This is a genomic window from Runella sp. SP2 (assembly GCF_003711225.1).
GTDB lineage: Bacteria > Bacteroidota > Bacteroidia > Cytophagales > Spirosomataceae > Runella.
This window is the reverse complement of the sequence record NZ_CP031030.1, coordinates 81,090-102,568: the sequence shown is the minus strand read 5'-3', so window position 1 is coordinate 102,568 and position 21,479 is coordinate 81,090. Positions and strand designations below refer to the sequence as shown.

Annotated in this window: 14 protein-coding genes; 3 read left to right on the top strand and 11 right to left on the bottom strand. The window is 46.9% G+C overall.

The window, feature by feature from the left end; genetic code table 11:
* Positions 1-78 precede the first annotated feature (78 nt).
* Positions 79-1,569, bottom strand: a complete 1,491-nt coding sequence (locus DTQ70_RS00420) for a M48 family metalloprotease (protein ID WP_122928972.1) — start codon at positions 1,567-1,569, stop codon at positions 79-81.
* Between the two features lie 93 nt (positions 1,570-1,662).
* Between DTQ70_RS00420 and DTQ70_RS00415 the strand changes: the two genes are divergently transcribed.
* Complete coding sequence (locus tag DTQ70_RS00415; protein ID WP_122928971.1) at positions 1,663-2,547, top strand: family 16 glycosylhydrolase; 885 nt, start codon at positions 1,663-1,665, stop codon at positions 2,545-2,547.
* Between the two features lie 8 nt (positions 2,548-2,555).
* On the top strand, positions 2,556-2,939 hold the full coding sequence (locus DTQ70_RS00410) for a nuclear transport factor 2 family protein (protein WP_122928970.1): 384 nt from the start codon (positions 2,556-2,558) through the stop codon (positions 2,937-2,939).
* Positions 2,940-3,064: 125 nt separating this feature from the next.
* Here the strand turns inward: DTQ70_RS00410 and DTQ70_RS00405 are convergent, their stop codons facing one another.
* The 4 genes from DTQ70_RS00405 to DTQ70_RS00390 form a co-directional block, all read right to left on the bottom strand.
* Positions 3,065-5,482, bottom strand: a complete 2,418-nt coding sequence (locus tag DTQ70_RS00405; RefSeq protein WP_122928969.1) for a hypothetical protein — start codon at positions 5,480-5,482, stop codon at positions 3,065-3,067.
* A 127-nt stretch (positions 5,483-5,609) separates the two neighbouring features.
* A complete protein-coding gene (locus DTQ70_RS00400; RefSeq protein WP_122928968.1) occupies positions 5,610-7,283 on the bottom strand; it encodes a SusD/RagB family nutrient-binding outer membrane lipoprotein in 1,674 nt (557 codons plus the stop codon).
* A 12-nt stretch (positions 7,284-7,295) separates the two neighbouring features.
* Positions 7,296-10,964 carry a SusC/RagA family TonB-linked outer membrane protein gene (locus tag DTQ70_RS00395; protein ID WP_122928967.1) on the bottom strand — a complete coding sequence of 1,223 codons (3,669 nt, stop codon included), beginning with the start codon at positions 10,962-10,964 and terminating at the stop codon, positions 7,296-7,298.
* A gap of 36 nt (positions 10,965-11,000) precedes the next feature.
* On the bottom strand, positions 11,001-12,005 hold the full coding sequence (locus tag DTQ70_RS00390; protein WP_122928966.1) for a FecR family protein: 1,005 nt from the start codon (positions 12,003-12,005) through the stop codon (positions 11,001-11,003).
* A gap of 164 nt (positions 12,006-12,169) precedes the next feature.
* Here DTQ70_RS00390 and DTQ70_RS00385 point away from each other — a divergent pair, with 164 nt between their 5' ends.
* Positions 12,170-12,745 (top strand): RNA polymerase sigma factor, encoded by a 576-nt coding sequence (locus DTQ70_RS00385; protein WP_122928965.1) that lies wholly within the window; start codon positions 12,170-12,172, stop codon positions 12,743-12,745.
* A gap of 195 nt (positions 12,746-12,940) precedes the next feature.
* Here DTQ70_RS00385 and DTQ70_RS00380 read toward each other — a convergent pair whose 3' ends face one another.
* The 6 genes from DTQ70_RS00380 to DTQ70_RS00355 form a co-directional block, all read right to left on the bottom strand.
* Positions 12,941-14,440, bottom strand: a complete 1,500-nt coding sequence (locus DTQ70_RS00380) for a hypothetical protein (protein ID WP_229600044.1) — start codon at positions 14,438-14,440, stop codon at positions 12,941-12,943.
* An 85-nt stretch (positions 14,441-14,525) separates the two neighbouring features.
* Positions 14,526-15,611 (bottom strand): plastocyanin/azurin family copper-binding protein, encoded by a 1,086-nt coding sequence (locus DTQ70_RS00375; protein WP_122928964.1) that lies wholly within the window; start codon positions 15,609-15,611, stop codon positions 14,526-14,528.
* A gap of 190 nt (positions 15,612-15,801) precedes the next feature.
* Entirely contained in the window at positions 15,802-17,493 is a 1,692-nt protein-coding gene (locus tag DTQ70_RS00370; protein ID WP_122928963.1) for a D-alanine--D-alanine ligase, read from the bottom strand.
* 72 nt (positions 17,494-17,565) lie between these two features.
* Entirely contained in the window at positions 17,566-18,462 is an 897-nt protein-coding gene (gene bla / locus DTQ70_RS00365; protein WP_122928962.1) for a class A beta-lactamase, subclass A2, read from the bottom strand.
* 21 nt (positions 18,463-18,483) lie between these two features.
* Positions 18,484-20,547, bottom strand: a complete 2,064-nt coding sequence (locus tag DTQ70_RS00360; protein WP_164489787.1) for a glycoside hydrolase family 97 protein — start codon at positions 20,545-20,547, stop codon at positions 18,484-18,486.
* A 33-nt stretch (positions 20,548-20,580) separates the two neighbouring features.
* Positions 20,581-21,201 (bottom strand): DUF4230 domain-containing protein, encoded by a 621-nt coding sequence (locus tag DTQ70_RS00355; protein ID WP_122928961.1) that lies wholly within the window; start codon positions 21,199-21,201, stop codon positions 20,581-20,583.
* Positions 21,202-21,479 lie beyond the last annotated feature (278 nt).

Here is a 21,479-nt window from a genome sequence, read left to right as displayed (position 1 = left end):
TGCGAAAGCCCAAACCTCGCTTGGGCTTATTTACTCGTCCTCAGGCGATTTTGCGACCAAGAGGGGTTTTTACGAGTTTTATTTTGAAATTATCTTGACCAATGTACCCTGCTGCACTTGGTCGTTGGCTTGTAGTTGGTTCAAAATCCCCAATTCCTCCAACTTGCTATCAGGCATTCCGAAACTTTTCATTACGTCTTTGAAAGCAGCCGTACGTGCTACCGTTTTGATACGAATACGATCGGGTTTACGGTTAAGTTTATCAGGGTCGTTGAGGTTACGGAAGTTCTCCCCCACATTGCGGAAGGTGGCAAAATTCGTGTTGAATGTTGGCGCGTAGCTCATACCGTGCATCGCCAAAACCATGCCATTATACTGATACAAATAAGTCGCTACCTGCACTACCGTATTCGGGTCTTGGGCTTGTTGCGGCGCAGTTTGGCCTCCTTGCTGCTGCTGTTGTTGCTGCTGGATTTGTGAAACCATCACCACCGCAGGGATTCCATTAATGGTCGTTTTTTTGTTTTCCAACACCTTGAAATTATAGTTTTTGACGACGTTTTGGGCAGCTTCATCCAGCGTTTTTCCTTCAGCAACGGTCAGCATCATCATCGATTTGCCATCTTTGGCCGCCATTTGGAACTGTATGGGTGAATTTTCGTACTGCCAGTCACGCGGAACGGGGAATTGGAATTTTAATTCTGGATGGTAAAAGTTCCAGTTTTCTACAAAGCCCTGCTTTGGATCATCTCCAAAAATAATTCCGTCAATCATGCGCAAGTAGCGCTCTCTTTCCACCAAATACTGCCCTGGGTTTGCTTTTTGGTATTCTTCAGCCATTTGGCGCACGTTGGTAAAGCGGTCACCTGGATCGGGGTGTGTTGACATAAAAGTAGGAATCGCCTGACCACTTTTGTCAGAGATGCGTTTAATCGTTCCGAAAAACTGCGCCATTTCGCGGGCATCGTAGCCTACTTTGCTTGAATAGCCAACCCCAATTTTGTCGGACTCTGACTCGTGCGCACGGCTGTAGCTCAACAACACCATTTGCAATCCTTGCATGGCTTGGTCGCCCATCTGACGTACTTTATCTGATAACACCATTCCAGCCATTAGTCCTACAGTACCAAGTACTTGGGAGGTCTGCTGACGGGCCGAGTGACGGGCCGTAATGTGGCCAATCTCGTGGCCCAAAACGCCCATAAATTCGGCTTCATTGTTGAAATGCGCCATGATACCTCTGGTAAAATAGACATAACCGCCTGGAACAGCAAAGGCATTAACCACGGGAGAATCTACGATGTGAAACTGGTAAGGGAGGTCAGGGCGGTGCGAAATAGCTGCCATCGACTTTCCTTTTTCATTGATGAAGTTTTGTAGCTTCGCATCTTCATACAGACCCATTGTAGCCACTATCGAAGGGTGCGACTGTGCCCCGAGCGCAATTTCTTGGTCTTGGGACATAAAGATGATTTCTTTTTTACCTGTAACGGGGTTTCGGGAACAGCTTTGCAAGCCCAAAGCCACCGCAGTTGCAAAGTATAACCACAAATGCGAGGTCTTTCTCATAGATAACAGGAATAAGTTAAAATATACGAACTATATAATTGACACAAATTTCCAAAAAAGTAACCATTAAGTCACTATAAAATCCACATCCTAATGGAATTCAAACCTACCAAAGACTTACCAAAAAAATACCAATCGACATTTTTATCCTTTTTAGGGTTATTATTGGGAGTTGTGGGGATTCCGTATTCTATTTTTGGGCAAAAAATTCCCCAATATACAGGCTACGCATTGGTATGGTCTGACGAGTTTTCCAAAGATGGTGCACCCAATCCACAAAACTGGGCTTTTGAAAAAGGATTTGTGCGCAACCACGAGCTACAATGGTATCAGCCCGACAATGCGTACGTCAAAAAAGGAAAGCTTATCATCGAAGGCCGACGTGAACAAAAACCAAACCCAACATACGACGCTCAAAGCCAAGATTGGCGCAAACAGCGTGCCAACATCGACTACACCGCCGCTAGTTTAAAAACCCAAGGTTTGCACAGTTGGCAATATGGCCGCTTCGAAATGCGGGCTAAAATAGATACGCAAGCGGGAATTTGGCCTGCGTTTTGGACGCTAGGCGTAGCAGGTGAATGGCCTCGTAACGGCGAAATCGACATCATGGAGTTTTATCGAGGGATGTTATTGGCCAACGTCGCGTGGGGAAGTGAAACCCGCTTCAAAGCGATTTGGCGCGACCTTAAAAAACCAATTGAGACGTTTCAAGACCCGCGCTGGCGTAAGAAATTTCACGTGTGGCGCATGGACTGGGACGAAAAAGCCATTCGGCTTTACGTGGACGGCGAATTGCTGAATTTTGTGGAACTTCAATATACCATTAACCAAGACGGGACGCAGAAAAACCCCTTTATGCAGCCCCACTATTTGCTGCTCAACCTCGCCATCGGCGGCGATAACGGCGGTGACCCTTCTTCTAGTAAATTTCCGTCCAAATACATCATCGACTACGTACGCGTGTATCAAAAATAAACGTTGCTATGAAATCACTTTTCTTACCCGTGTTTTTCCTTATTTCGTGGAAAGTATTTTCTCAAAATCCTGAAAAAATCGTCCAGCAGCAATTGGATGCTTACAACCGCCAAGATCTCAAAGCGTTTGTGGAAACCTACAGCGATACCGTTGAGATTTACAGTTTTCCAAACGCAAAACCGCGCGTTTTGACCAAAAAAGACCTAGAAAATGATTACGGAAGTCTTTTCAAAAAGTTTCCCCAAAACTTCGCTGCCTTGCACGGACGAATCATCCAAGGCAACTACGTCATTGACAAAGAATACATTACGGGACGGGGGCAAGAGTTTTCGGCCACGGCCATCTATTTGGTGGAGAAAGGCTTGATACGCAAAGTTTGGTTTTTGCGGTAAGAAATGAGGATGCCTCAAAAGTCTGGTAGCAGCAAATTTTCTTGTTCAACCTCACCCCTAAATCCCCCTCTACTGAAAGGAGAGGGGGATTTTTTTTAGGCTTTTCTTCAGAAAGGCCGCCCACCTTATAGCTCCGTACGAATCAGCGATACTTCGGCTACTTGCAAGCCCCGTTCGGCCTCTTTGCAGTTCCACTGAAACACCACTTCGCCGTTTTTAATGGCTTGGGCAGGCACTTCAAACTCGTATTCGGGTTGCTCACCCAGCTTGATATAATCGTGGATAAGAATGCCGTCGGAAGTCATCATGCGCATGTTCGACTTAAACCTACCGCTGTACACCACTTTCACTTTGTACTTCGCCCCCTTTTCTAATTGGTCGTACTTGATTTTCAGAACATTATCGTACAACACTTCGATTTGGCTCGTCCACGCCCTCGGCACGGCTGGTACGGGGGTGCTCATTCTTGGGAAGCTATCAGAGTACTCCTTGGGCAAGTTCATCCCGTATCCTATCCGCGACGACTGGAGGCTTTCGGGGTCGTTGTTCCAGTTGTATTTGGTAGGTACTACCCGCGCACGGCTCGTTGGGTTCATAAAATGATCGTAAATACCGCCTTTGCCTGGGTAGGTGCGACTGAGCAAACGCGCCAATGCCTGTTGCCCCTGCGTGTCGTCCATTTTTTCCACTTTTTTCAGCTCGCGCAGTAGCCACGGCGCGTCGTTGAGCGGATAATCGAGGTTATCAATAAAATTGCCCCGCCCTGGCATGGCGCCGTGTTTGACCACCGTTAGCTGTGCCCCGATACTACGATGCAACGAATCGGCCAAAGCCAAGCACCGTTCTCGTAACGAAACACCAACGGGTTCATTCCACGCTTTGCTCAACACGTTCATGGCTTTTTGGGCTTTGGCTTGGGCATTGCCTTCTACCGACTTCAGAATTTCGTAGGCTTGGTGCTCCAGCTGGGTTTCGTAAATGCTTCTTTCCCGAACGTAAGCATCAAAATACGCCCGAATCAATCCCATCTGAAAACGGGGATTGGACAGAAGCGTTTTTGTGGCCGACTGCTCCATCTTTTGCCACCTCAGTAGCGTTCGTTCGATTTGATTGGCGGCCAACACAGGCCCTTTGATGTTGGTTTCTAATTCTGATATGCCCAAAGCTCCGTCCATCGCTAAGTCTGCCCCAAAAAACAAACGGCTATAGTCTTTCAACGTCTCTCTGACGTCCGTTTTGGGATCCCAATCTTGGTCGCTCCAGATAAATTTATTGACGTCGTCGTTGGTTCCTTCCGAGTAGCTTATGCTTCCAATACAATACGGCGCGACGATGTTGTGGAAAAACTTTTGGTCTTTGGGGCGAGGATTCACCGCTTCGCGTCCGAGCGTAACCGCCCAAGCAGGATCCCAGTCGGGTTCGGGGTATTGCGCGGCAATGGAGTGCGTAATGTCTGGATAATTCCGAATGGGAATCGACGGCTTCACAATTTTACGAATTTGGTCAATCGGCACTTTCACCCAAGGCCCATACACAATGCCCCCCAACCAAGGATAGCCTTTGTTGACATGCCGAAAAAACGCCTCAAACCACACTTTGGTGGGCTTGAACGACTGCGGCGAAATCCAAATTTTGGCTTTAGGATGATATTTGTTTAGCAGCAAAGCCATTTTATCCATCCACTCAAAAAGCTCGTCGGGTTCGAGTTCACCTGGGTCGCCGCCTGGTACAAAAACGGCATCTATCTTTGAAACCGCCTTAAAGACAATTTCACGGGCGGCCAACTCATTTTTTACTTTTTCGGGCGTGGTAAAGTCTTTCCCAATGTTGGGATACCACATCCAAACGTCCAGTCCGTAGCGTTGGGAAATCCGCGCTTGTTCTTTGACCATGTCCAGCGTCGCCAATTTCATGTGGCGACTGGTTGGCTCGTCGTCGGTGCCAGGCGGGAGGATTTCGATACTATTAGCCCCAAAAAGTGCCAATTCGCGAATGTATTGGTCGTACTGCGCCACGGTGAAGGCATCGTACGAGTTGGTTTTGGGACGATAGCCCAATTGATGTCCTCGGACGAGGTATTTGGGACTGGTAGAAAGGCGCAAATCGGCAGGAAAACGAATTTGCCCTTGGGTGATTTCGGCCTTGCGGAGCAAACGCCCCACGCCGTACAAGACGCCTCGTACGTCTTTTCCCGCAATCACGACCGTTTTTTTATCAGCAAACGCTACTATCCGAAAGCCTTCTTGGGTAGGCGCCGCCAATCGAAGCAGGTCAGTTCGTAGCGTCGAGGGTAATTCCGTTAGGTTTTTATCCAGCACCAAATAAATACAGGCATTGGTAGTTTCTGACAAATTGGGGGAAACGCTAGGTGTTATTCCTGAACGCTTTGCAATTTCTTCTTGCAAAACATTGACAATTTCTTTGAAATCAGCCGCATCAGCAGAACGATGATGAATACTGGCTTGGGTCAGGTCTATCCACGATTGGGCATGGCCAACGTGAAAAATAACAAAAAAGAGGAGTGCGGTTAAAATAGATTTCATTGGTGCGTTATTTCATAATCAGATTTTCCAAGTACAAAAAGAATCTTCCCGAAAGTTGTTGAACTTTCGGGAAGGCTTAAAGAACAGAAACTCTAATTTTTTAAAGCTAAATAGTGCCAAAAACTACCTAATTCCACGGTTTGCTTGTGCCTTGAATGAGCCACATTTTGGCGTATGGGTGGTCTTTGCTTTGTCCTGATGGGATATAGTTGGTGCTTCCTAAGCGCTCAACGGCTGAGTTGTAATTCGTCAAATAAGAAGGGTCTTGGTTGGGAGACGGATACATGTATCGAATCGGCAGTGCTTTACCGTACTGTGCCACTTCACCCGCCTTCAACGCAGGAAAACCCGTTCGTCTCCAGTCAAACCACGACTCAATGCCAAACCACGAGGAAAGCCACTTTTGCTCCATAATTCGCTCTAGTTTGTTGGCAGCCGTGGTGTAGTTTACCGTATTTTGGGCGTAATATTTGTCAAAATCGTAGGTTGCCGTAAACACCCCTGCTTTGTCCATTGAAGCCCGAATGGCTTTTTTGTAGTGGCCTTCGGCATCGGTTGCACCAAAACTTCCCGCCAAAGCTGCTTCAGCCAGAATAAACTCCACCTCGCTGTACGTTATGATGTTCATTGGAACATACGTATCCGTGTTTTTACGGTAGCGTTCGTGCAAGAAAGAAATGTAGGGATTGCGTTCGTTATTGTAAGCCGTCGCGTCATTGCCTTTATTGTAAGCTACTGCCTGCGTAATGGGCAAACCCACAGGAAGACCCACGTAAAGCGAGGTATCTACGTTGGTCGATGTCGTCGGGACATACACAACCGAATAACTTTCACCGTAGCTATTTTTGACCGTTACCGTTGTTTCTTTGGTGACTTTGGTATCCCATTTTCGCTGCACAGGTTGTATCCAACGTTGAAGACGCGGGTCATTTAGGGCGATTAACTTATTAACAAATGGCTGCCCAGGTTTCAACAAAAAGTTGGGGTTGGGCGAATTGAGTGGCCCACCTGGGGCTGAATTATCGGCACTCGCTCCCACAAACGCCATCGAAGCATCATCGCTATTGCTCGTAAAAGCATCGGCGGACGCTTCCGTAAATTCTGCTTGGATATTTACGCCCAAGGCACTCATTTCTGAACGTTTGTCGGACAAGCGCAAGGCGTAACGCAAACGGAGCGAATTGGCCAATTTTCGCCATTTTTTCCCGTCTCCTTTGTACAAAATATCTGACGTTGGGTTGACGGCATCTTTGCTTTCGAGGCTATTGAGCAAGGTCACGGCTTGTTTCAAATCGGTCATAATGCCTTTATACACGACGGCCTGCTCATCGTATTTTGGAAAAAATAAACCAGAAGATGCCTTGAGCGACTCAGTGTAAGGTATATCACCGTATAAATCGGTTAATAGGCCAAACACAGCCGACCGCATCGTGAGGGCAATGGCCTGAAAAAAGCGGTTATTTTCTTTGATGCCTTTGTCGTAAATCAACTGATTATTGCGCAAAATCTCATAATAACCGTTCCACGACTCTTGCGTCCAAGCGTATTGGTTGATTACCGCCGCTCCTTCGTTGGTACCCGCCTGCATGTATTGCATCGCTGCCCCAATTTTAGACCCGTCTCTGCCCAAGCTAAAGAAAGTCTTACCCGTGTTGGACAGCACAAAGGTCATAATGTAGTTGGAAGAAACATCCTCTGGACTGTTGGGATTTTTGTCGATTTCGGTCAAATCTTGGCACGAAAACAGCAAGCCACCTACGGTTAAAGCGGCAACCCCTTTTTTTATGTTTGTGAATTTCATCGCTACCCAATTTTAAAAGTCAACATTCAATTTGAAACCTACTGAGCCAGTGATTGGCATCACATTGTAATATTCAACCCCCTGCGACCAGCTGGTACCCGTGGGACGGAAAGCGCGCTCAGGATCCAAGCCCTTGATTCCGTGACGGGTCCACATGTACAGGTTGTTCCCGACAATCGACAAAGAGGCATTTTGAACTTTGAAACGGCTCACAAAGCTTTTTGGCAAAAAGTAAGTCACCGATATTTCTCTCAGCTTGACGTACGTGGCGCTGTACAAATTGCGGTCAGGGAAAGGACGATTGGCGTAGCGGTACGCACTGAATGGGTCAATCCATTTGCTGCCTGCTCCTCCCAAATTTTCCACATAAACGGTATTTCCTGCGGCATCTTTGGTGGCAAGAACCCCAGGATTCAGGCTGGCATCTTGCAAGCGTTTTGCGGCTTCGGCGCTTCCTTCAGGCCACGCAAAACCTCCATAAGCAGCGTTTCTTCCTCCAACCCAATTGCCGAGGTACATGTCTGGATTGGCTTTGATTTGTTCGGCAAGGCTACGCGATGGGTCATACGACACGCCCGACAGCGTTTCGTCCAACATTCCGTTATTTCCAAGAAACATCATGGTATTTGAATAGAATTGTCCGCCTTGGCGCCAGTCGATGTTGGCAAAAATGCTCAAGTTTTTGTACCGAATGGTCGGCTGAATTCCCATCAAGAAGTTATGGTTAAAGTTGCCGATTTTCACCAAATTGTTGGGATCATTGTCGGTTTGGTAAAGCCCTCCGCTGGTCACAATTGGATAATTATAATAGGGAGACGCTTTATCTTTTACCCTCAACATAGGCGCCATATAAATATCTCCCACTTGCCCACCTTCGTAGGTACGAACCTCAGCGCCGCTGTACGATGTAAACGAGAAGTACTTGATTCCTTCGGCCAGCTTACGAATATAGGTGCGGTTGCGGGTCAAGGTAAAATTCATGTCCCACGTAAAGTCTTTGGTTTTGATGGGGGTCGTGATTATCCCAATCTCAAAGCCCTGACTTTCCACCAATCCCGCATTGATTTGCTTGTTGCTCGCTCCTGATTCAATGGGTGTTACGATAGAAAGTACTTGGTTTCTATTGCCGCGTTTGTAGTAAGTGGCTTCTAATCCAAGTCGGTTTTTGAAGAATTTAAAATCCACCCCAATCTCGTGTGAAGTCGAAATTTCGGGCTTCAAATCAGGGTTTCTAAGCACTCCTCCCATGTACATGCGCTTGGCCGCCCCCCAGTCGAGCGCAGTACTGTAAGTTTGTGAACGGCTGTATGGGTCAACGTCGTTACCGACTTGGGCAAAGCCCGCGCGTACTTTGGCAAAATCAACCCAAGATGGCATTTTGACTACTTCTGACAACAAGACACTCAACGACGCCGACGGATAGAAGTACGAATTATTTCCTTTTTTGAGCGTACTTGTCCAGTCATTGCGGGCGGTCAAATCCAAATAAACAAAGTCCTTGAACCCAAGCGATGCCGACGCATACACGCCATAAAGCAGTTTTCGGGAGAAAGAACTCAGCGGATTGAACGTTCCAGGCGCACCGTTGGCAATGGTATATAACCCTGGAATTACGAGTTCGGTTGTGGCATTGTACAACGACTGGTAGTATTGTTCCAAACGGTTGGCACCCACCATCGCGTTGAGGCTCCAGCTGTTTTCAAAGCTCTTTTTATAATTGAGCATCAAATCCAAGTTCTGTTCTTTGCGGTAATCGTTGGAAATGGTATAACCACCTTTCAAGGCTTCAAAATTGCTGTACGCTTTTTTGGCCTCAAAAATCTCGCTGTACGAATCCCGCGCGTATTTGCCCGTTAGGGTCAATTCATTGGTAAAATCATAATCCATTTGGATTTTAGCCACCGTACGATCGCGGCTAAAACCCGTCAGGTTTTCATATACCAAAAAGAAAGGGTTGTTTTGTTTGTCTTTGTATTTAAGTTGGGCTATTCCCTCTTGGCCTGGCAACCAATAGCTACGCAAATCGTTGATATTCACCTGCGAACCCATTTCGTAAACACTTCTAACGGGGTCGTTTCGACTGGCGTCAATCAACGGTCGGTTGTCTGAGCCCGACTGAGTTACGTTCAGACTTACCGAAGTACGAAACTTATCCGTAATGTTGTAAGCAGAATTGAGGGCAATCGTCAAACGCGACAAGTCGGTATTTGGAATAATACCCGAGTTGCTCATATTTCCTACCGATAGGCGAAAATTACCTTTTTCATAATTGCCATTCACCGATACGTTGTTGGTGTTGGTTACGCCCGTTTGAAAAAAATCGTTGAAGCGGTTCGGGTACGAAATCAAGGGTACTTTTTGGCCGTTGCTGTTCCACAAAGCCCAATTTTCACCCGCATCTAAGGCAGCGCCCCAGCTTTCGTTTTCGGCTTCTTCCAACACGTGCGCACCCGTTTTTCCTGAACCAAATTTGTTTTGAACGTGCACATATTCCAACGGCTTGTCCATCACGACGGAGGTGTTCAACGACACCCCAATGCCTTTTTTGCCTCCTGTCCCCGATTTGGTCGTAATCAAAACCACGCCACTTCCTGCCCGAGAACCGTACAAAGCCGCCGCACTAGGCCCTTTTAGGATCGAAATATTGGCAATATCGTTGGGGTTAATGTCCGAAATTGGATTTCCCATGTCGGCTCCCGCAAAGGAGTTGGTCATGCGGTTGGCAACAGGCACACCATCAATCACAAACAAGGGCTGATTGTCGCTGTTGAGCGAGTTAGCGCCGCGAATCACCATGCTCACCGACGAGCCAACGGCCCCCCCCATTTGTGAAATTTGTACCCCCGCCACTTTTCCTGCCAAGGTGTTGAGCACGTTGTTTTGCGGCGTTTGGGTAAGGGCGGTACTTTCTACATTACCCACTGAATAGCCCAGCGACCGCTTTTCACGCTTGATACCCAAGGCCGTTACGACCGCCTCGTTCAGCACGATAGCACTTTCTTCTAACTCTACTTGAAGATTGGTTTTATCTCCCAACGCCACTTCTTTGGTTTGGTACCCGATAAACGAAAATACCAACACCGACGTGGAAGCGGGGGCGTCGATGCTAAACGAGCCATCACTTCCCGAAATCGTGCCCGTTTGGGTTCCTTTTATCACGACATTAACGCCAGGCAAAGGTGCTCCATCCGACTTGGCCACCACCTTGCCCGCAATCACCTTCACCAATTTTCGGGCAGGAGCTAATGCCTGTACTTCCGAAACTTGGGGCGTGGAGGTGGTTGCGGGGGGCGCTACTCGCAAAGGTTCTTGTACAAACCCCGCCCATTTGGTCATGGGCGTCAGTAGGTACAGATTTTTGTCGAGTTTTTCGTAACGTAGATTTAGTGTGGATGATATAAAATCTAGTTCTTTTTCCAACGACCCAAACTGTTGTACGCCATACTCAATGGTTTTGTTTTCAACGGTTCGTCGGTCATAAGAAAAGGAAACTTTGTATCTGGACTGAAGATCTTTCAAAGCGCTTTTGAGCGATTTGGTCGTGGTTGACTTTTGGTACTGACCCTGATTTCCAGCCACTTCGCGCGAGGCCAGTAATTGTCCCGATGCCTGAAAGGCAAAGCAGCAAAACAGTAGCCCGAGCGCCTGTTGCCGTGATTTCCGACGGTAGAAACTTTTCATATAGACAATGGTTTGATATTCTAAAAAACCTGACGATCAATTATTAATAGACTTACGCACTTGAATTCCGCCCTCCACACGAACCACCTGACCTGGGTATGCTTTTTCCAAGGCATTGATGAGCACGGCGGGGTCGTCAGACGGAAAAGCGCCGTTGAACTCTCCAAGCTCGCTGCCTGGCTCTACTTGCACTTTCAGGCCAAAGCGACCTTCTAACGTTTTTTGAATTTCGGACAACGTTGCATTTTCAAAAACCACTTTGCCCGACTGCCAAGCAGCATACGTTTGAACGTTGATTTCTGATTTTACCAAGCCACCCGAAGCCGTTGAATATTCTACCAAATCGCCTGGTTTCATCACTAATTTTTGGGCGTGGTTATTTACCAATGACAATTCTACTTTTCCCGATTCGAGCGCCACGGATGTAGCATTAGCACCATTGCGAACATTGAAGCGTGTTCCTAATACAGCCACATTTACGTCGCCCGAATGCACCACAAAGCCTCGGTGATTGGGCAAGTGACTTACGTCAAAAAATGCTTCTCCTTTGAGCCATACTTCTCGGTTTCCAGTAGCGTTTTGGTCCAAATTTTCTACTTTCAACTCAGCACCTTTGTTCAGTTTTACCAAAGAGCCGTCGGCAAGTTTCAGTTCCATCATGTGCTCCGAAGCCACATATACGTTGTCGGCCTCTTCTTTATTCAGGTACCAAACCAGCCCAAATGCCATCAAAACACTCGCTGCGACAGGCCACGCCCATCGAACAAATACACGCGACAGCGAACGAGTTGCGGGTTTGGTTTCTTCCCAATCTTGTACCCTCGACATCAATCGCGCAGTCGCTTGCTCAATCTGCTGTTCATTGACTAGCCTCTCTTCTTCACTTTGCATAAATTGCAACAAAGACACAGCCTCGTCCACACTTGCCTTGAGGGAAGGGTTTTCGGCCATTGACCTATTCCATTTTTCGACCGACTCATCGTCGGTTTGGAAATACCAAGCAAGAAAGGTCTCGTCGGTCAGCAATTGTTCTGGTTTCATATCAAGATTATTAACCCTTTCATGTACCAGTACTGCAAACCATCACGGGATAATCATTTTTTTTCTTATTTTTTTTTTATTCTCAAAAAATTCAAATTGCTACATCATTAAATAGCCTACTTTTGCTTCACTTTTGTAATAGTGGTATATAAACACTTGGTTAGATGGATGAAACTCAATTGTGGAAGGGTTTTCTAAACGCCGACCAAAAAGCTTTTGAGGGACTTTTTAAGAAGTATTACAGGCCGTTATATCTGTATGGATATAAAATTGTCCGTAATACGCAGCTTTTGGACGACTGCATCCAAGACCTTTTTTTTGAGCTTTGGACGTCCAAAGAACGTTTAGGAGAAGTTACGTCGGTCAAGGGCTATCTCTTCAAAGCACTGAAATTCAAGCTAACGCGGGAGTTGCGAAAAGAAAATCGCTTTGATGTCATTGAGGAAGAACCCAACGAGTGGTTCGAAATCAGCCACGAAAGTTGGTTAATAGAACAACAAACCGACCATGAACAAAAAGAAAGGCTCACGCATTTGATAAGCCAACTTACCAAACGGCAGCAAGAAGCCCTTTATCTTCGTTTTTTTAGCCAATTAAATTACGACGAAATCGCCGAAGTGATGAAGCTGACCTACCAAGCGGTCGTCAATTTGATTTACAAGTCCGTAAAGTTTCTGCGAGAACACCTTGTCCCCTTCTTAATTCTCTTGATACAGGCTTCGTTGGGGGTGTACGAATAAATGCAGGATATGGTAACATCTTTTTGAAACACATAGAAAACACTAGAATAAACACATATGTAAACATAGACAGTCTTTTGTGTGCTATGTCAAAATTCTATGTCAACTATGTGTTTACATTTCCCTAGTTACCTACAAAATTTCGTCCCCCCTTCGTTGGAAATGTTTTAGGCTCCACTAGAAACGGGCAACCCCCTACTTCAGTTTATTCAACGTATAATAAATCGCGCGGTTCATTAGCAGCTTTCCATCGGTGGTTTTTAGCTCTCCCATTTTGAGGTCATAAACATAACCCGCTTTCAATTCGGCCAATTTGAAAGACACTTTTTTCCCGTCGGGCGATACCGTCACTTCCTTCACGGCGACATCGGCCACGTCGGTTTTGGGCGAGCCGTAGGGGCGGTGGTATTTGTAGTAATAACGCTGAAATTTATACAAACTCGGATTGGCCGCTATCTTAGCATCTACGGGCAGCGAAAACGTAAGTTCAAACCCTTCTTTGGTGAGGTTCATCGCCATGATTTCCAGCGGAACTTTACCTTTCCAATGAATGCGCGAAAGCCCTTCGTCACCTACCCAGCCGTGGTCGTTGTGACCAATCCACAAATCGCCATTTTTATCAAATACCAAGCGGTTATTTCCTTTCAATAGCCCCGTTCCGTCGCCAAAAGCCACGCAAGCCCCTTGCATTTGTCCACCCACTTCTTCCATCAACAAGCGCACTAATCGCGGATAATCCATTTCTCCAATGAATAGTTGCCCCGTAAAGGGTCCAAATTTCCCGCCCGTGTTGTCGAGCAAAGGCTGCGTCACCGAATGGGCGATTTCGGTGTGCGGAAACGCAATTGCTTCGCGGGTACGCATACTGTCAAGCTGTTCGACGGGCAATGAAAGTGGCTTAACGCGAGGAAAATCTTTTTTCCAAATCAAACTCGCTACGTGTCCATAAAACTTATCTTTTTCAACGTGGTACAACGGACTTGTTCCACGCCAATCTCCCTGATTGTCTGACACGTACAAACGATCTTTTGCATCAAATCCTAGCCCATTGGGCGAACGAAAACCCGAGGCATACGGCTCCAATTTTTTCGTTTTTACGTTGTATTTCATCACCCAACCACGGTACGGCACACACGAGTACATCCGCCCATCGCGGCTCAGTGAGTCGTACGTTCCGCGAATTTCGGGACGAATCCCTGCACCGTTGGAGGCGACGTTGAGGGCAATGAAATAGTTGCCATCTTTGTCTTTGAGCGGCCCAAAAGCAAACTCGTGGTAATTGCCCGACATACCAAAATCGTCGGTCACGGTTTCATAGACATCCGCCACTCCATCGTTGTTGGTGTCTTTGATGCGCGTCAGTTCGGGACGCTGCATCACCAAAATCACCGTATTACTGATGGCTGCCACGCCTAACGGGTCGTGCAAACCTTCCGCAAATTTCTTCCAAACTTTGGTTTTGGGGTTGTAAGTCATCACTTCTCCCAAGTGAAAACACGCCACCAAACGCCCGTCGGGCATAAAATCCATTCCACCCGTCTCAGCCCGAAGTCCTTTAGGAAGTTTGATTTGCTCGGTTTCGTAATAATTGGTAATCGTGTCGCGCTGCGCAAACAACGGACTTATCATCAATTGAACCAAAAAATAGACAATCAAAAAGCGTTTGTGTGGTCCTCTACTTTTGGGTGAATTCATTGTTAATTTTATTCTTAATTGTATTCGTTTTACGTAGTTTCTTTTTTGGTAACTTTTCGGTTGTGAGCAACCGAAAACACGGCTGTTAATGCCCGTGATGCGCTCCGTGGGCAGCGGGTGGGGCCTGCATCGTCACGACGCATTTGGTCGTACCTTTAGGCAACGTCAACGTACCGTTTTGCCACTTTCCTACCGACGATTTATAGGTAATACCATCTGTAGGCTGGGTCACCAAATACACGGTTTGGGTCGTAGGTTTGCTAAAAACAAACGTCCGCGATACTCCTTCGTCGTTGGGCAAAGCCTTGAGCGTTTCGCGTACTTCTACCCCATCAATGGCGTATCGGAACGTCGGCAGGCGATTGGTCAGGGTATAACCTTTAAAATCAACTTCGGGTAACTTATCAGCTTTCCCTACGCGCAGTGGGTAGGTGACGTTATCTTTAAAATAAATTGTTCCTTGGATTTTGCCTAGCGCATTGCCGTTGCCTTTCCAATGGTCGGTGTTGTCCACAAATCCGCCTCGCCACGCATAACGCAAATAACACTTGCCCGCATCAAAACAGTAGGCATGAGACACCGACAACGCCACGGCAATGGCCGCAGGGCTACAGTCGGGCATAAAAGTGCGGTAAAGCAGCGGATATTCTAACGGAAAAGGGTGCGGCGAACTCGGAATCCGTTCCAGCGTTTGGCGCGAAGGTGGAATGTTAGGGTCGGTTGCAAGCAACGGCAACGGCTTGGTGGTGACGTACATCGCGCCGTACATCACATAGCCGTGCCCTGGGTAGGTACACACGTACGGGTACACCCCTTCGGTGGCTGGTGCGGTGAAAGTGATGGTTTCGGTGGTATTGGGCACTAATATTTTACTCGCCACGAGTACTTCGGTCATGGGCGGGACATAATTGACTGCTTGGGCCTTGTCCCCCATTTTGATGACGGTTTCGACCACAGGTAGGCGTTTATCGGGTTGCGTAATCACCAGATTGTGCGCCATGTCGTCTTCGTTTTTAAACAAAATCTTGACTTTTTGATTGGGTTTGACGGCAAAACGCGCCAAATCAAATTGAAGTCCCGTGATGGCTTGCAGCGTAATGGTGGTGTCGGACTGCGCCCACGAACGGAAAGCGAACAAAACAACGAACAGTCGAAAAGCTACTTTATACATGATACTGACGTAATCGGAAAGGTCTATCGGTATAAATACTGAAAAATGGGAAAATTTACTCCCCCATCATCCGTATTTCAAAAAGAAAAACGCTGGAGTAAACAAATTGTTCTCAAAAAGAGCCTTGTTTACTTCAGCGTTTTCAGGAATTCAACACCGTTTTTTAGAGATGAATCAATCTGGATTGGATTTACCCCACAAAACGCTTCGTAACGTTGATGGCTTTGGCGCGGGTTTCTTCAATCAGCGGATGAATGGGCTGCGCCAACGCCTCTAAAACGTCGTCGATGGTATCTTTGAATAACAAATTGACAGGCATCACGACTTTTTCTGATTCGCTGGTTTGCAACACAGCAATAGGTTTTACTTTTCCCGACGCCGATAACTGACTAAAACGACGGCGACCTTCCAAATAGCCTTCTTGAGTCGCTTCAAATACCACTTCTTCAGTCGTAATTTCGGCCAATTGAGCGGCAATTTTTTCGTCCAATGCCGCCAATAATTGACGCAGATGTACCGTGTCTTTTCCCGTACGAATGCGTTCGCGCAACGACTGACGAATCAGGTACGTGATGGCGTGCGTAACGTCCAAGCCAATTTCAGCCATTTGTTTAAAAATCAATGACGTCGGTGACATCCCAGGCAGGGTGTTGGGGTCGTGGAGCAAAACGCGGCCGTCGGGTGTTAAAAATCCGTCAATCCGTGCGACCGAATTCATGCCCATTTTTTCAAATACCAACGCAATGTTGTACTGAATCTTTTGGTTGTTTTCGAGCGACGTACGTACAGGAATAAATTTCCGAGTAACGTTTAATTTGTATTTTGTCTTAAAGTCAAAGGTTTGATTTTCTTCCAATTTAGCAATTTCGGTAGGCGGCAACGCAATCACTGTACCGTCGTTATCCTGAATCACCCCGCACGAGAACTCCTGCCCTTTCACAAACTCTTCTAATAAAACTTGGTCTTCGGCATTGGCGGATAAGAGAGTCAGTTTAAGAATTTCGGGTTGACTGTTTCCCGTTGACCAATTTCCCAATTTCTCAATCAATTCGGTGGGGTGATAGATAAATTCGCCCGTTTGTTCTATCACGACGGGGTAGCCAATGCTTTCGTCGAGATTGGCAATGCGCTGCGCAAATGTGTGTTTTTCCTCCTTCGAGTAGCCTTTCCATTCGTCGGCAGTTACTTCCAAAGCAAAAAAGCACTGGTTCATGGCCTTCACAAAGTCGTCGAGGCTATCTTCTTTGACAATTGAAACCCCAATCGACGAGCCTTGGTGCGGGGCTTTTACGACAATAGGAAGACCCAACTCCGCCTTGGCCGCTTCAAATACCTCGGCGGCTTCCGTTCCGCGCCATTGTTCCCAGCGAACCACCTGCATTTTTTTCTGCTGTCCATTGGCGCGGGCAATTTGCTCGTTTTGCAAAATTTTATCAATACTCACCGCCGACCCCAATAAGCCTGGCCCCATGTACGGGATTTTATGCCACTCCAACAAACCTTGGACGGCTCCGTCTTCGCAGTCGGGGCCATGAAGGATGATAAACGCAAAATCGAAATACGTTTTAAAGTTTTTCGGCTGAATCGGCGTTCCGATAGCGTGCATTAATGCCTCAATTTCTTGCGGAGCCAACTGCTGCTGCAACGACTCGATATACACTTCAAACCCACCATCACGAAACGCAGGCCCAGGATAAAATTCCCGAATCCCCGAATGGTACAATTTTTCCTCATCGGTCAGGATAAAATTACCGAGGCTGTCCACAAACACCAATACAGGAGTGAACAACGTCTTGTCGATGTTTTCATAGGCAGTTTTACCACCCGCATAAGAGATTTCGCGCTCACGCGCTGGGCCGCCAAAAAAGATTCCGATACGCATTTAAATTGAGAATTTGAAAATGTGGCAAGAAGATATAAAGGCAAAAATACGGTCTAAACAACGTTTTGGAAGCTATTTCCCTAAAAAATAATCCCACGCCACTTTGGCCGCTTCTGCAATGGCACGGTCACACTCCGCTTCTGGGAGTGAGGTATTGTTTAGGAAAACTGCGATGGCAAATCGCTTGCCGTTGGGTAACTGTACAATACCAATATCGTTGGTAGCCGTAATAACCCCTTGTTTGTTTACTCCCGAATAGCCCGTTTTGTGCGCAACTATCGTGCCCTGAGGCAGCTGCCCTTTCAGCTTACGCGGCCCCGTGGTGGTACCGACGAGCGTATTCCACAAAAAATCCCAACTGTTTTTTGAAAGTATCTTCTTTTGGTGAAACACCTCCAGCAACTTCGCGGCCGAACGCGGCGTGCTCCAGTTATCAAATTGCACGCGTTCATCGGCGTGCATTTCTTCTTCCGTACCTACGATGTTTACCTCATTGATACCAATGCTTTTGATGTATTTATCAACCACTTTGGTACCTCCCATCAAACGAAACAAAATATCGCAGCCGTTATTATCGCTTTGCGCTACGGTGTATTCAAGGATTTCACGCAACGGAAGTTCGACCTCACCGTTGGGATACTTTTCCCGCAAAGGACTCCACGTATTTGGCAACAGGTCTTTTTTAGTCACTTTTATTTTTTGTTCTAACGTCCATTTTCCCCTATCGACTTCGCTCAATACCGCCAAGGCCAAATGAAATTTATACACGCTCTGCATCGCAAAACGCCCCTGCCCATTGACACTCACCGTATCACCATTACTCAAGTCAACCACACCAATGCCCAACATTCCTTGGGTAGTGGAAGCTACTCGCTGCAAACGCTGCCGCAATACATTGGTTTGACTCCAAGCTGAGCACGAGAAAAGAAAAAAAGTACTTACTAAAATGGCTAATTTTGACTGTTTCATTGTGTTTTTGATGGATATAAATTATTGTTTGATGATGCTGATGGCACAACCTCCCCCTTTGGCCAGTCGAATGCTTAGGGTGGTTTTGTTGGTAACGGTCATTTTTTCAATTTCATACGCCTCGGGGTTTGTTTTCCAGTCGGCACCTTCACCGTCGCGGTAGATGGTGGCTTGGTACGTGGCTCCTTCTTCCAAAAAATCAAAGTTTAACACCGACGTTCGTGCGTTTTCGTCCGAAATCGCTCCCAAAAACCAGTTGGGTTTTCCTTTTGCTTTGCGGGCAATGGTAATAAAATCGCCTGGCTCGGCCGCCAATACTTTGGTATCGTCCCAGTCCACGGGAACGTCCTTGATAAACTGGAACGCATCCAAGTGCTTGTTAAAATTTTCGGGAAAATCGCCCGCCATTTGCAAAGGGCTGTACATCGTTACGTACAAGGCCAGTTGTTTGGCCAAGGTCGTCCGAACACGCGTGGTACGCGAAGCATCGTACTGGTTGAGTTGGAAATGAAAAAAGCCAGGCGTATAGTCCATCGGGCCGCCCATCAAGCGCGTAAACGGCAAAATGGTTTCGTGCTCGGGCACAAGTCCGAGTTTAGGTGCATTATTAAACTCGTTTCCACGGGCAGCTTCGTTGGCCAGCCAGTTGGGATACGTCCGATGCAAGCCCGTAGGGTGCGCAGGCTCGTGGGCCTCGACCATGATTTTATACTCGGCGGCTTTTTGGGCTACGCGTTCGTAGTGATTCACCATCCATTGCCCGTCGTGGTGCTCACCGCGCGGAATAATCCGTCCCACGTAGCCCGTTTTAACGGTATTCATCTGATTATCTTGCATATAGCGAAAAGCTTTATCCATCCAACGCTCATAGTTGGTCACCGCCCCCGACGTTTCGTGGTGCATAATAATCCGAACGCCTTTTTGACGAGCGTAGTCGGTCAATTCTTTGGTGTTGTAGTCAGGATAAGGGGTGATAAAATCGAACACATTTTCTTTCCAATTACCAAACCAATCTTCCCAGCCCTCGTTCCAGCCTTCCACTAGCACTCCATCAAAGCCGTGTTGAGCGGCAAAGTCGATGTAGGTTTTTACGTTGGCCGTATTGGCCCCGTGCTTGCCAGAGGCTTTTTCCCAAGTCGCTTTCCCCACGTGCATTTCCCACCACATACCGATAAACTTTTGGGGCTTAATCCACGATACATCCGTGATTTTTGAAGGTTCATTTAGGTTCAATATCATTTTCGACGCCAAAATATCCGTCGCTTTATCGCTTACGTTGATGGTACGCCACGGGGTTGTAAACGGCGTTTGCAAATAGGCTTTGTTGCCCACCGCATCGGGCACAAGGTGAGAGGTCAGGGTAAACGTTTTTTTGTCCAAAGCCAAGTGCATCACGGGGTAATTGACCAACGCTGCTTCGTGGAGGTTGACATACATTCCCGTCGGAGTTTTCAGCATCAGGGGGACTTGAATCACGTTTGGCCCAATGACCGATTTGAGCGCGATGTCGGTTTCTTTGGCCGCCGCCGCCACTGCGTCCACTTGGCTCAATGGGGTGGTGTTGTACAAATATTCATTGGTATCATAATCGCCTGGAATCCAGAAGGCTTTATAATCGCCCGCCAAATTGATTTGCGTCAGTTCGTCAGCGACTACAAAGTGATTGAGGAGCTCTTGTTTTGGAAATTCGTACCGAAACCCTACCCCTTCGTTGAACACCCGAAAGGCCACTTTCACCACAATCCCCGCTTTGTCTTTCAGCGTCAGCGTCAGGGCTTTGTAGTGGTTTCGAATTTGGTTTACCTCCCCCCAAACGGGTTTCCACGTTTCGTCCACGGTGGACGAGTCTATGCTTACCAGCGAAAATTGGGCCAACATCGTCTTAGGGCGACTCAGCGAAAACCCTAACTTGGATGGCTCCACGAACGTATTTCTTTTGTACGAAACGCTGTACGACACCGTGCCATTGGCCGCAAGTTGGGTTTTGAGCACAATGTTTTTATCGGGCGATGCCATGCTGGCGGTTTGTGCATGAGCGCCCCCTAGCCCCACCGCCAATAAGCCTAGTAAAAGTGTTTTTTTCATTTGTATCATCATAGGTTAAAAATTCATTTTGTGTCACCGAGGCTTCGCCAGCGTCGCTTTCATCCGATAGCGCAGCACTACTTTTTTCCCTGATACTTTTTCCAGTACAGGCCTCAAGATTTGATTGGCGTTTTGTTTGGTCTGCTCCAAAATCCCCATTTCTAAGGCTGCTTTTTGGATTTGCTGCTCGGCGTGTTGGTAAGCCGCTTGCACGAGTTTGGCTTCTTCCATGAAAGCGTATTCAGTATTATAAACTTTCGATTTGGAATGGTCGATTTTGTAGCTGCAAAGTTCGGGTTCGGGCAAGTGCACAATCACCGTGTCCGATGCCTCCGTAACGTCCGAAGTGGTGATTTTCGTCAAATCAATGCAACCAATCGCTTCGCCTTGCACAATGAGTACTGCTTTGGGGTTGGGGAGCCATTGCACCACCTGTTCGTGTTCGACAATGTCCTTAAAATTGTACCGAACTAACTCTAATTTTCCCAGCGCTTGTACTTCTTCAAGCACCACAGCGTGGGTAGTTTGGGTCTCGTTTTCAGCCCCCAACGAAAACCAATTCCCCGTTTTGAACGCTTCCCACAGGGCAATTACCCCGCTCACTAGCACTACCGCAAAAACAACCCGTAACAACAAACGAAAAATCGTGGACATAACAAGAATTTACTTAATTTGAAAATGAGAAAATTTGAAAATAAAAACACTCCCTCTACAGGGAATAATCCCCAGAATTACTTCTCTGAGTAAATGTACAAAAGTTAGGTTAATCTCTTGGTAAGCCAGCGAGAGAGATAATTATCAACTTTTTTTAATACAATTTTCACTACTGTCTATCAACGACTTAGCCTTTTTATTAAAAATCAAGTTCAATTTAGATAGCGACACAGACGTAAAATTATGTACCTTTGTATCCCGTAACCAGTCCAAACAAA

What these genes read in the sequence shown, in the direction of transcription:
- DTQ70_RS00420 (WP_122928972.1), bottom strand. Translation starts at nt 1,569, where the DNA reads ATGAGAAAGACCTCGCATTTGTGGTTATACTTTGCAACTGCGGTGGCT.
- DTQ70_RS00415 (WP_122928971.1), top strand. Translation starts at nt 1,663, where the DNA reads ATGGAATTCAAACCTACCAAAGACTTACCAAAAAAATACCAATCGACA.
- DTQ70_RS00410 (WP_122928970.1), top strand. Translation starts at nt 2,556, where the DNA reads ATGAAATCACTTTTCTTACCCGTGTTTTTCCTTATTTCGTGGAAAGTA.
- DTQ70_RS00405 (WP_122928969.1), bottom strand. Translation starts at nt 5,482, where the DNA reads ATGAAATCTATTTTAACCGCACTCCTCTTTTTTGTTATTTTTCACGTT.
- DTQ70_RS00400 (WP_122928968.1), bottom strand. Translation starts at nt 7,283, where the DNA reads ATGAAATTCACAAACATAAAAAAAGGGGTTGCCGCTTTAACCGTAGGT.
- DTQ70_RS00395 (WP_122928967.1), bottom strand. Translation starts at nt 10,964, where the DNA reads ATGAAAAGTTTCTACCGTCGGAAATCACGGCAACAGGCGCTCGGGCTA.
- DTQ70_RS00390 (WP_122928966.1), bottom strand. Translation starts at nt 12,005, where the DNA reads ATGAAACCAGAACAATTGCTGACCGACGAGACCTTTCTTGCTTGGTAT.
- DTQ70_RS00385 (WP_122928965.1), top strand. Translation starts at nt 12,170, where the DNA reads ATGGATGAAACTCAATTGTGGAAGGGTTTTCTAAACGCCGACCAAAAA.
- DTQ70_RS00380 (WP_229600044.1), bottom strand. Translation starts at nt 14,440, where the DNA reads ATGAATTCACCCAAAAGTAGAGGACCACACAAACGCTTTTTGATTGTC.
- DTQ70_RS00375 (WP_122928964.1), bottom strand. Translation starts at nt 15,611, where the DNA reads ATGTATAAAGTAGCTTTTCGACTGTTCGTTGTTTTGTTCGCTTTCCGT.
- DTQ70_RS00370 (WP_122928963.1), bottom strand. Translation starts at nt 17,493, where the DNA reads ATGCGTATCGGAATCTTTTTTGGCGGCCCAGCGCGTGAGCGCGAAATC.
- bla (WP_122928962.1), bottom strand. Translation starts at nt 18,462, where the DNA reads ATGAAACAGTCAAAATTAGCCATTTTAGTAAGTACTTTTTTTCTTTTC.
- DTQ70_RS00360 (WP_164489787.1), bottom strand. Translation starts at nt 20,547, where the DNA reads ATGAAAAAAACACTTTTACTAGGCTTATTGGCGGTGGGGCTAGGGGGC.
- DTQ70_RS00355 (WP_122928961.1), bottom strand. Translation starts at nt 21,201, where the DNA reads ATGTCCACGATTTTTCGTTTGTTGTTACGGGTTGTTTTTGCGGTAGTG.